The 7,097-nt window shown below is 73.5% G+C and carries 7 protein-coding genes; 1 reads left to right on the top strand and 6 read right to left on the bottom strand.

Translation table 11 applies throughout. The annotated features are described in order from the left end of the window. Nucleotides 1–104: 104 nt before the first annotated feature. From AC0682_RS15875 to AC0682_RS15855, 5 genes are all read right to left on the bottom strand, one after another. Nucleotides 105–479: an ectoine synthase gene (locus AC0682_RS15875; protein ID WP_254812241.1), complete on the bottom strand. Its 375-nt coding sequence runs from the start codon at nucleotides 477–479 to the stop codon at nucleotides 105–107. A 139-nt stretch (nucleotides 480–618) separates the two neighbouring features. After that, on the bottom strand, nucleotides 619–879 hold the full coding sequence (locus AC0682_RS15870; RefSeq protein ID WP_254812242.1) for an acyl carrier protein: 261 nt from the start codon (nucleotides 877–879) through the stop codon (nucleotides 619–621). Then, entirely contained in the window at nucleotides 876–2,324 is a 1,449-nt protein-coding gene (locus AC0682_RS15865; protein ID WP_478533353.1) for an AMP-binding protein, read from the bottom strand. Before AC0682_RS15865 ends, AC0682_RS15870 begins: the two co-directional genes overlap by 4 nt. 332 nt (nucleotides 2,325–2,656) lie before the next feature. Next, nucleotides 2,657–3,100 (bottom strand): MarR family winged helix-turn-helix transcriptional regulator, encoded by a 444-nt coding sequence (locus AC0682_RS15860; protein ID WP_254812244.1) that lies wholly within the window; start codon nucleotides 3,098–3,100, stop codon nucleotides 2,657–2,659. 123 nt (nucleotides 3,101–3,223) lie between these two features. After that, complete coding sequence (locus tag AC0682_RS15855) at nucleotides 3,224–4,336, bottom strand: IS701 family transposase (RefSeq protein WP_478533391.1); 1,113 nt, start codon at nucleotides 4,334–4,336, stop codon at nucleotides 3,224–3,226. Between the two features lie 119 nt (nucleotides 4,337–4,455). Between AC0682_RS15855 and AC0682_RS15850 the strand changes: the two genes are divergently transcribed. Then, nucleotides 4,456–5,199: a TetR family transcriptional regulator gene (locus AC0682_RS15850; RefSeq protein WP_478533352.1), complete on the top strand. Its 744-nt coding sequence runs from the start codon at nucleotides 4,456–4,458 to the stop codon at nucleotides 5,197–5,199. A 603-nt stretch (nucleotides 5,200–5,802) separates the two neighbouring features. Here AC0682_RS15850 and AC0682_RS15845 read toward each other — a convergent pair. Further along, on the bottom strand, nucleotides 5,803–7,047 hold the full coding sequence (locus AC0682_RS15845) for a serine hydrolase domain-containing protein (RefSeq protein ID WP_478533351.1): 1,245 nt from the start codon (nucleotides 7,045–7,047) through the stop codon (nucleotides 5,803–5,805). Nucleotides 7,048–7,097 lie beyond the last annotated feature (50 nt).

Raw genomic sequence — 7,097 nt, 5'->3', positions numbered from 1 at the left:
GTGGGTGGGTGGGTGTTTTTTTTTTTTTCTTCTTTTTGTTTGTGGTGGGTCCCCCTCCCCCCCCCCCCCCCCCCCCCCCCCCCCCCCCCCCCCGGCGGTGGTGATCAGTAGCGGGAGTAGCCGTCCTCGGAGAGCGAGTGCTTCTCGTCGCCGCGCAGCGCCGGGCTGAAGACGGAGACGAGGAGGAGGTCCTCGTCGTCGGAGGCGATCAGGTGGTGGGCGTCGTGCTGGTCCAGGGCGTAGATGGTCCCGGTCTTGATCTTGTGGCGGACGCCCTCGGTGGTGACGACCTCGCCCGAGCCGCCGATGCAGTAACAGGCCTCCAGGTGGCCGAGGTACTGCAGCCCGCTCGTGGTGCCCTGGCGGACCAGCGTCTCGCAGACGGTGAAGCCCATACCGTCCGCCTCGGTGAGCAGGCGGTGGCTGGTGCCGCTGCCCCACTCGACCGCGGGGACGTCGGAGAGAGAACGGACGATCATGGGAGTACTCCTGTCATCGCTGTGTGCTGGACGTGTGCTGGACGTGTGCTGGTGCGCCTGGCGCGGGTGTCTGTGCGTGTCTGCGGGTGCCTGTGTGTGGGGGAGCGGCGGTACGGGGACGGGCGGTGGGGCTGTGGGGTCAGACGGCGGCCGGGGCGGCCTGCTCGACGAACCGGCGGATGTCCGCGAGCGTGCGGTAGGCGGCCGGCTCCAGGGGGATGTCGTCGACGGGGATGTGGTACGTCTCGGATATCCAGGAGATGAGGCGGACCAGGCCGAGGCTGTTGACGACGGTGCTCTCGATCAGGTCGAAGTCGTCGGTCAGGTCCTCGGCGTCCTCGCCGGCGAGGAACTCGTTGACGATGTAGGCGCGGATCGGGTCGTTGGCTCCGGTGCTCATGGGGCGTCTCCGTTCAGTCGGGTCTTCTTGATCGAGTTGCGGTCGGGCTTGCCGGTCGGGGTCTTCGGCAGCGGGGCGCCGGCGAGCCCGACCGAGCTGGGCACGGCGTGCCGCGGCAGGTGCTTCGCCGCGTACGCCCGCAGTCCCAGCGAGCTGAGGGAGGCCCCGTCCCGGCGCACCACTTCGGCGTGCAGCCGGTTGCCGGCCTCGGGGCAGGGCAGGGCGACGACACAGGCCTCGACGACGTCCGGGTGGGCGCCGAGGACGGTCTCGACCTCCAGGGTGTTGGTGCGCACGCCGCGCACCTTGACCTGGAAGTCCGTGCGTCCCTGGAGGAAGTAGCGGCCGTCGGCGTCGCGGTGGACGAGGTCGCCGGTGCGGTAGAACATGGCGCCGCCGCCGCGCGGGTCGGGCATGAACGCGTGCGCGTTGCGGGCCTGTTCGAGATAGCCGCCGGTCTGGAAGGGGGTGTGCACCAGCAGTTCACCGGTGCCGGGCCCCTGGAGGACCTCGGTGCCCCCGGGCCCGTCGATCAGCAGCACGGCGTCGGTGCCGTCGATCGGGGTGCCGATGGGCAGCGGATGGACGTACGCGTCCGGGTCGATGTCCTCGATGAAGCTGTCGTTGGTCTCGGTGCAGCCGAAGACGTTGTGGAAGCGGGCGCCCGGGCAGGCGGCGAACGCGTCCCGCAGCCCCTGCTCGGAGACGGCCTCCCCGGTGAAGACGACCGTACGGACCCTCGGGTAGCGGGCCCCGTCCGCTGCCAGCAGCCGGTGGAGGAGCGGCACGCCCTGGACCAGGGTCACCTCGTGGGTGAGGGCCAGCTCCCGCAGATAGGCGGCGTCCCCGCTGGCCCCGGCGTCGGCCAGCACGATCGTGCCGCCGGCCTCCAGGACGGCCCAGACGTCGAGGAGCGCCAGGTCGAAGTTGAGCGGGGAGAAGCTCAGGCTCCGGGTGGTGCTGTCGAGCCCGAACTTCCCGGTGGCCCAGTCGGCGAACCGGTCGAAGGCCTCCGTGCGGATCGGGACGAGCTTGGGTACGCCGGTGGACCCGGAGGTGGTGAGGGTCAGCAGCGACTCGGCGGGGTCGGGCACGCTGAAGCCCTCCGCCCGTGCGGGGTCGGTCTCCTCCCGCGCCAGGGTCACGCCGCCGCCGGGGACCGCGGTGGCCGTCATCGGGCCGTGGGCCTGGGCGGTGAGCGTGGCCAGGGCTGCGGCGCCCAGACTCGGGGAGGGGACCAGGGTGTTGATCCCCTGGCGCCAGGCCGCCAGCAGCAGGGCGATGGTCTCCGGCGACTTGTGTGCCGGGACGCACAGGGCGCGGACGAATCCGAAGCCGGCGCCGTCCAGGTCCGCGGCGGCGAGGCGGGTCAGCCGCTCCAGCTCCGCGTAGGTGACCCGTTCGCCGGAGGCGACGAGCGCGGTGCTGTCGGGCTGTTCCTGCACATGTCTGCTGAATGCCTGTAACAGGCGAGGCGATGGCAACGGTCCCCCCTCGGTGGTTGGGCGATCTGGCGGCAGGATCCGGCTGTGCGGTCCGGCTGCGCGATCGAGCCGCACGAGCCGGTTGCGCGATCGAGCCGAGCCGGGCTGTGAGGCCGCGAGATCTGGCTACGAGAGAGAACTTACGGGGTTCTATTTGCATGGTCAAGCAAATAAAAAGAGTGTTCGCGTGATCCAGGTCACACACGCGTCGGCTGCGGAAGGAGCCCGAACATGCAAAGACGGCGGGGATGCCGGGTCACCCCGGCCGCCTCCCGCCGTCTGTTGTGGTCGCGTCAGGCAGCGCTGCGCAGCGCTTGCACCGCCCGGGCGAGCTGGGCGTCGGCGCTCGCGGTGTTGAGGGCGGAGCTGAGGACGTCGGCGTACGTGGCGCGGGCTTCCTGGTAGCGCTTGCGGCCGTCCTCGGTGATGACGGCGAAGACGCCGCGCTTGTCGTCGGCGCAGCTGTCCTTGTAGGCGTACCCGGCGCTGTCGAGCCTCCCCACCAGGCGTGTCACCGAACTCTGGCCCAGGCCGATGTGGTCCGCCAGCTCCTGCATGCGGCACTCGCCCTTCTCGGCCTGGTGGAGGGTCTCCAGGGCCCGGTACTCGGACAGCCCGACGCCGTAGCGGCGCTGGAGGGTGTGTGCGAGCTGGCGTTCCACGAAGGCGTGCAGGCCGAGGACGGCCTCCCACATGGTCTGATCGGAGGCGGCGCGTGGCTGCTGGTTGATCGTCATGGAACAGCTCCCCTTCTCGACTGCGATAACAACAAGATACATGCCCATGCAATCATCTGGGGAGTGCCGGTGCCCACAAAGCGAGCCCTGGCCGATATGTATTTGTCTGCGCAAGCGGTCGCGTCAGGGGGTCGTGCCCTCCAGGGTGCCGCACGTGTAGGCGGCCGAGACGAGCGTCATGTGCCGGTGCCAACCGGGGAAGGAGCGGCCCTCGAAGTCCAGGAGCCCGAAGTCCTCGCCCATGCGCCGGACGGCGGTCTGCGCCCCCTGGGGTGAGCGGGCCAGCTCCAGCAGTTCGGCCGGATGGCGGTCGGTGATGTTCGTCAGCCAGATCCGGCCCGGGCGCCCCGTGCCCGCGTCCCACTCGGCCATCAGCCGCCCCGGCCCCCGGGTGTGCTCACCGCTCGGGCGCACGCCGCGCACGGGGGTCTCGTACGAGATGATCTGCCGGCCCGCGCCCGCCGGGTGCCGCACCCCGCCGCGCAGCAGCAGCGCGCGTGCCGACGGCCGTTCGCCCGGCGGCAGTTCGGGTCCGCCGAGGGCGGTCTGGCCCGGGATGGCGAGCACGAAGGCGTGCCCGCTGCCCTGGAGCCGCTGCGCCAGCGGTGTGACGTCGCACAGGGCCGTCAGGTCGGCCACCACCGGTGCGGTCGGCCCGTCGTCCGTCCAGGACGTCATCTCCTGGACCAGGTGGAGGGCGTGGTCCCACAGCGGCTGGGGCTGTGCGGTCGCGGGGATCTTCGCCCGGTCGCGCACGGCGGGGTCCCGGGTGAACCGGGGAGGCAGGAAGAGTCGCCAGTCGACCGGGATGTGCGCCTGCCTGGCGTCCAGGAACAGGCCGAGTCCCAGCTGGCAGTTGACCGTGCGCCCGGACTCCGGCAGGAAGCGCTGGTGCACCCCGGGCGAGTGGTCGCCCCGCTTGGGCAGCACCGTCGGCGCCAGGGTCCAGCTCCGCACCGGCAGCGAGCGGGCGGCCCAGCGGGCCAGGCGGCCTCGGACCGGGGTCCACTCCCAGGGGCTGGCGTTCACGAACTGGTGCAGCGACGACGACGCCGCCTCGGATCCGGTCACGGTGGCCGCCATGCGGCGCACGGTCTTCTTGCCGTGCGTGCGCAGCAGTCCCTGTAAGTACACATGCCCCCAACGCTGCTGGTCGGAGCGGTGCAGATGGCCGAAGAGGAGGCGGGACAGGTCGTCCAGCGCTCGGCCCGTCGCCATCTCGGGCGTTTCGTGCATCGTCGTCACGGCAGGTCCCTCCCAGGTGAGCGTCGCTGAGCAGACTAACAAACATAGAGAATGTTCGTTATATTTCTGGGAGAAGCACGACGACTTACCGAGGTTCAAGGAGAAGGCGCATGCAGGAACGGGCGGCCAGGACGCGCCAGACCGTGCTGGAGGCGGCGGCCGACGAGTTCGCCGAGCGCGGCTACGACGGCGCCTCACTCCAGCGGGTGGCCTGGCGGGCCGCGACCTCGATCGGCGCTCTGACCTTCCACTTCCGGAACAAGACCGCCCTGGCCGACGAGGTGCGCACCACCGGGCGCGCCCGCTTCGGCCGGTCCCTGGCGGAACTCGCCCCCGCCGCCGACCCGTTACGGGAGCTGCGTACCCTGATCGACACGCTCGCCCGGCTGGCGCACGAGGACCGCTTCGTCCGCGCCGTACGCCGCCTGGAAGCCGGTCCGCCGGAGGACGTGCCGCCGTTGGCCGATACCTGGCTCCCCGTCCTCCGAGACCTGCTCGACCGGGCCCACGGCGCCCACCGGCTCCGCCCCGGCGTCGCGCCCGAGGACGCGGTGGCGATGCTGGCCCACCTCGCGGAGGGCGCGATGGCCGCCCAGGGCACGCCCCGCGACGCGGCGTGGGACGCGGTCTGGGACTCCGTCTGGGACGTCGTCCTGCACGGGCTTGCCGCGGACCGGGGGGAGGGAGGTGGCCGGGGTGCCCGGATCGGGGGGGAGCGACCTGGGGGCCATGGCGGCCGGGCCGACCGGAGTGGCCAGGGTGGCCGGGCCGACCGGAGTGGCCAGGGTGGCCGGGCCGACCGGAGTGGCCAGGGTGGCCGGGGGCGGCCTCGGGAGACGCCTCGCCGGACATGACCGGGGCCGCGCGGGGCGGGGCCGCGACGAGGGGCGGGCCTGACCGGCTCGGCCGCGGGGGCAGGGGGTGGCGTGCGGGGCGGGCCTGACCGGCTCGGCCGCGGGGGCAGGGGGTGGCGTGCGGGGCGGTCGGCCTGGCTGGTGCGCCTGGCCTGACCGACCGGCCCGCACGCCACCCGGCTCGACGGCTCGCCTGCTTGGCCCGCCCGCCCGCCTGCCGGATGCCCACTTGCCGGCTGACCGCCTGATCGCCTGCCTGCCCGTCCGGCCGGTGCGATCAGGCCTGGCCTGGCCTGGCCAAGTCGGCCCGCCGTCGGGCCGCAGGTGCCTCCGAGCGCAGGGGGACCCCCGAGGGGCGGGCGGCCCCCTCCGGGGGCGGGTGCCCCTCCGGGGGCGGGTGCCCCTCCGAGGTCGGGCGGCCCCCGGCGCCAGGCGCCCCCGCGACGGCAGGCTCTCCAGGGGCGGGCGGACCCGCTTCGCGGCCGGTTGCGGTCCGGGGGCGGGTGCCCCTCCGAGGTCGGTCGCCTCCCCGGCGCCAGGCGCCCCCCGGGGCGGGCGGAACCGCCTCGCGCCGGTTCCGCCCCGGGGCGTTCCCCTCGGGGCTCAGCCCGCCCGCAGCGCCCGGTCCACCGCGTCGGCCACCTCGTCCAGGAGCCGGGCGCCCGGGCCCGCTGTCAGCCGGCCGCGGATCCAGGCGGCGCCGGTCCGGGCCTGGGGCCAGGCCTGGTACGCGATGCCGCCGGGGCCCTGGTGGCCGAAGGCGCCGGCGCGGACAGCCGGGTGGAGCCCGTCGTCGAGGAGCTGGAGGCCCCCCTCGCCATAAGCGCTGACCCCCCCGAGCAGCGGGTCCAGCCCCTCCACCCAGAAGCTCCGCGCCTGGTCGAGCGTGCGCCGCGACAGCAGCAACGGCTCCTCGCCCGGCGCCCGTACGGCATCGGCGGCCAGGACACCCTGGAGCCGGGCGAGACCCCGCGCCGAGGCGTACGCCCCCAGCGAGGGGACGATCGCGTAGCGCCGTCGGCTCTCGCTCCACACCCCGGCGTCCGCGGGGAACGGGGACGGGTTGTTCCACACCCGCCCGCAGAGATCCGCCGCGCCGCCGTCCGCCCCGCCGTCCGGCGCCGGGAAGCGGGAGCGGAAGTCCGCGCCGTACGAGATACGGGCGGTGTGCGGCAGCTGGTCGGGTACGAGCCCGAAGTGGACGTCCAGGCCCAGCGGGCCGGCGATCTCCTCCAGGAAGAACAGGTCGAGATCGCGACCGTCGACCCGGCGGACCACCTCGGCGACGATCCACCCGGCGGTCCACGGACCGTGCAGCACGCCTCCGGCCCTGGGGTCGTCCTCCAGGCTGTGCATCTCCAGGAGCGCGGCCATCATGCGCGGGTTCTCGACGTCCCGCTGGTCGAGCCCCGCCTCCATGCCCGGCAGTCGGGCGGTGAACGTCAGCACGTCCCGCAGCGTCACCGCGCCCTTGCCGCGCACCGCGAACTCCGGCCAGTACTCCGCCACCGGCCGGTCCAGGGCGAGCGCCCCCATGTCGGCGAGGAGCAGCACCGCCGTGGCCAGGACGGCGTGGGAGCCCGTCAGCAGCGGTACGAGGGTGTCGCCGGTCCACGGCGTCCCGGTGACCGGGTCGGCGGTGCCCTGCCACAGGTCGACGACCAGCTCCCCGTCCCGTACGACCGCCAGCGCGGCTCCCTGGGATCCGGGCGGACCCGCCTCCCGGCAGGCCCGTTCGAAGAAGTGGTGCACGGAGGCGAACCCGGGCGCCGTGGTGCCGTGGACGTCGGCCGTCGCCGCCCGCGGCCGTGGCCGCGGGAGGACCTGCCGTACCAGTGAGGTCGTCATGTCAGGAACTCCAGAAGTGGTGGGGAGTCAGGAACAGCCGTACGCGGGTG

It is taken from the genome of Streptomyces sp. NPDC043746 (genome assembly GCF_056436485.1).
The sequence above is the reverse complement of the archived record's forward strand: the minus strand, read 5'-3'. Positions and strand labels throughout refer to the sequence as shown.

Coding starts and splice junctions, on each gene's coding strand:
- AC0682_RS15875 (WP_254812241.1), bottom strand. CDS start 479: ATGATCGTCCGTTCTCTCTCCGACGTCCCCGCGGTCGAGTGGGGCAGC.
- AC0682_RS15870 (WP_254812242.1), bottom strand. CDS start 879: ATGAGCACCGGAGCCAACGACCCGATCCGCGCCTACATCGTCAACGAG.
- AC0682_RS15860 (WP_254812244.1), bottom strand. CDS start 3,100: ATGACGATCAACCAGCAGCCACGCGCCGCCTCCGATCAGACCATGTGG.
- AC0682_RS15855 (WP_478533391.1), bottom strand. CDS start 4,336: ATGCACGAAACGCCCGAGATGGCGACGGGCCGAGCGCTGGACGACCTG.
- AC0682_RS15850 (WP_478533352.1), top strand. CDS start 4,456: ATGCAGGAACGGGCGGCCAGGACGCGCCAGACCGTGCTGGAGGCGGCG.
- AC0682_RS15845 (WP_478533351.1), bottom strand. CDS start 7,047: ATGACGACCTCACTGGTACGGCAGGTCCTCCCGCGGCCACGGCCGCGG.